The sequence below is a fragment of the Microcoleus sp. OTE_8_concoct_300 genome, from assembly GCF_031383065.1.
Taxonomy (GTDB): domain Bacteria; phylum Cyanobacteriota; class Cyanobacteriia; order Cyanobacteriales; family Microcoleaceae; genus Microcoleus.
On the sequence record NZ_JANMZH010000214.1, the window covers coordinates 1 to 2,628 of the forward strand.

5 protein-coding genes are annotated in these 2,628 nt (G+C 42.4%); 2 read left to right on the forward strand and 3 right to left on the reverse strand.

The genetic code is table 11. The features are described from left to right. Window positions 1–206: 206 nt before the first annotated feature. Complete coding sequence (locus ACUVJL_RS10525) at window positions 207–707, reverse strand: hypothetical protein (protein ID WP_445245797.1); 501 nt, start codon at window positions 705–707, stop codon at window positions 207–209. Window positions 708–802: 95 nt separating this feature from the next. Beyond that, entirely contained in the window at window positions 803–1,294 is a 492-nt protein-coding gene (locus ACUVJL_RS10530) for a hypothetical protein (protein ID WP_445245798.1), read from the reverse strand. Between the two features lie 225 nt (window positions 1,295–1,519). Between ACUVJL_RS10530 and ACUVJL_RS10535 the strand changes: the two genes are divergently transcribed. After that, complete coding sequence (locus tag ACUVJL_RS10535; protein WP_015211800.1) at window positions 1,520–1,666, forward strand: hypothetical protein; 147 nt, start codon at window positions 1,520–1,522, stop codon at window positions 1,664–1,666. 235 nt (window positions 1,667–1,901) lie between these two features. Further along, entirely contained in the window at window positions 1,902–2,276 is a 375-nt protein-coding gene (locus ACUVJL_RS10540; protein WP_445245799.1) for a MerR family transcriptional regulator, read from the forward strand. Window positions 2,277–2,348: 72 nt separating this feature from the next. Here ACUVJL_RS10540 and ACUVJL_RS10545 read toward each other — a convergent pair. Continuing rightward, window positions 2,349–2,628 (reverse strand): efflux RND transporter permease subunit (locus ACUVJL_RS10545; RefSeq protein WP_445245800.1); only part of this gene is annotated, 280 nt, incomplete at its 5' end.

Below are 2,628 nucleotides of genomic sequence, written 5' to 3' on the forward strand. Positions count from 1 at the left end.
AAATCAACAGCTTGATTCTCAATAGGTACGAAAATAAAAGCTTTCAGGGTTTCTTAATAAGAATGGATATTTGATGATTATTCGATCAAATGGTTACACCGTATAGGTTTTACTGCTTTTCACATGACCTGAATCCTTACACGACAACAAACAGCCCGCCAGCAACCCGTCAACCAGTCAACAGCAGCTTCAACCTACTAAAAAGTCTACCGAGTGAAGGTGAATCGACCGTCTACCTTTTGACCGTTAATATCAGCAGTAATCTTCATGTGATACTGACCAGCAACTTTTCCAGGCAGCAAAGCTGTATAGTGCTGGTCTTTCTGGCCATAAGTGAAGGTAAGAGCCTTTTGAGTGCGATCGGGCATCTGAATTTGACCTGTTATCTTCGCATTAGGTATTGTCTGGTGGTTGTCGCCTCTTTGCAAATAGAAATCCAGGTGAGTTCGATCGGCTTCTTTTTCGACCACCAACTCTAAATGATAAGGGCCTGATTCTACTACTTGACCCCCTTTTGATGAGTTAGAATGACCGGGAGTTGCAGCTATTTTTGTAGGGGCGGTTGAACTGTTTTGGGCTGCGATTTTTGCTCGATAATCATCTGGTTTGTTAGCGGCATTTGTAGCCGGGACAGTATTGCTATAGGCGGCTAGTAACATCAGTGCTGCACTACCTGCAACGATTAAACCTGTCTTAAGAGATTTCATTTGTTGTTGTCCTTTGTTTATTAGTAATTAACAATGACTGCCCTACAATCAATTTTCACAGCCAAATTCCTATGCGTTCACAGGAAATAAGCGCTTTACTGATTGAAGGTAAAACGACCGTCAACTTTTTCTCCGTTAATATCCGCAGTCACCTTCACAGGATAACTTCCTGCATCTTTGCCGGGAAACACAACAGCGTAATGTTTGCCATCAGGGTCATATTTGAAGGCTATAGTTTGCTGTTTTCCACTCGGTAGCTGCACTTGAGCTGACACTTTTGCGTTGGGGACTGGTTCGTGCTTGTCGCCTTTTTGCAAATAAAAATCCAAGTGAGTTCCGGTAGCTTCTTTTTCAGCGACAAACTCTAAGTGGTAAGCTCCAGATTCAACAACTTGACCCCCTTTAGATGCTTTAGGATGATCTGTTTTATCCGCTGCCGCAGGGGCAGAAGACGCAGGTTGAGAGGCGACAGGAGCGGATGTTGGACTGCTCTTTGGATCACTTGCTTGGTCGCCTTTACTGCAAGCTCCCAAAAACAGCAATCCGACACTGCCTAGAATAACTAAGCTTGACTTGAGCGCTTTCATTCGATTTATTTTTTGGGTACAATGATTAGAATATGACACCCAAAAATGAAATCAGGATGAAATCTTCAGATTTTCATGCAGGTATTCGGAGCGTGACAGCGGAAATTCAATATTTTTATCATTTTTAATCTTTCCCCCCCTTGACTCTATAGCCGACTTGAGGGTTTATGCTATATATAGTTTCCCAAAGAAACTTTTCGATCCTAGATTCTCAGGTGAAAATTAATGATTAAAGCAACTCAGACTAAACGATTCACTCTCGCAGCTTTGACGGCAGTTCTCCTGACAGCAGGTACAGCCGCTGTTGTCTTTGCCGCCGGCCCCTGCACTACTCCTACTCCTGACTGCCCTCAAGCTAATTGCGATAAATAATTCTTATTTTCCCAGTGCGTGTAGATTCCATCGCGGATTTTTCGCACGGGGATAAACAAGAGAATATCAGACAGCAGCAGTAACTCAATTTTGACTTACTGCTGCTTTTTTATTAATTACAATTATTGACAATATAGAATATTTTATCATAAAAAACTGGGTAACTATAACCAGCACAAAAAAGTGAAAGTGGCTACCGCTATAATGATAAGGTTTAAACTTACCTAGAACTGCTATGACAAAATTTGAAACAGCATCCCTAGAACAGCAGCTACTAAAAATTGGAGAACTAGCCAAGCAAACTGGTGTTGCTGTAGGCACCCTGCGATACTATGAAAGCCTAGGGTTACTAGAACCTGCCTTACGCAGCAGTAACGGTTATCGTTACTTCACAGCCGATGCTGCCAGACAAGTGCAATTTATAAAGAAAGCCCAAAGACTCAACTTTTCTCTTCAAGAAATTCAGCAAATTTTGGCCTCTCGCCGTCAAGGAATAACAGCTTGTCCGCTAGTGCAAGACTTATTAAGTCGCAAAATAGATTTCTTTGAGCAGGAAATTCAGCGCATGAGTGCGTTCAAAGCTGAGTTGGAAGCTTATAAAAAACTTTAGACAAATCGAACTTCAGACAATCCCAATAGCGAGCAACTTTGCAGCTTGATTGAGGGAGTTAAGTAGGATTGATCAGTTCGCTATTTCAGCTTTAACTACCTTCCCGTCTTCAATAACTGGCTGAGGTTGTTGAGGTCGTAAGAAATGCCCAAATTGAGCATACAAAGCTGGCAAAACTAACAGAGTCAAAGCAGTAGAAGTAAACAATCCTCCTAAAACTACTACCGACAAAGGTTGCAGAATTTCCTTCCCGGGGCCGCCTTCTAAGACTAAAGGTGCTAAACCCAAAGCTGATGTTAAGGCGGTCATCAGGATGGCGTTCAGCCGTTCCATCGAGCCTTTAACAATAGCT

Coding starts and splice junctions, on each gene's coding strand:
- ACUVJL_RS10540 (WP_445245799.1), top strand. CDS start 1,902: ATGACAAAATTTGAAACAGCATCCCTAGAACAGCAGCTACTAAAAATT.
- ACUVJL_RS10525 (WP_445245797.1), bottom strand. CDS start 707: ATGAAATCTCTTAAGACAGGTTTAATCGTTGCAGGTAGTGCAGCACTG.
- ACUVJL_RS10535 (WP_015211800.1), top strand. CDS start 1,520: ATGATTAAAGCAACTCAGACTAAACGATTCACTCTCGCAGCTTTGACG.
- ACUVJL_RS10530 (WP_445245798.1), bottom strand. CDS start 1,294: ATGAAAGCGCTCAAGTCAAGCTTAGTTATTCTAGGCAGTGTCGGATTG.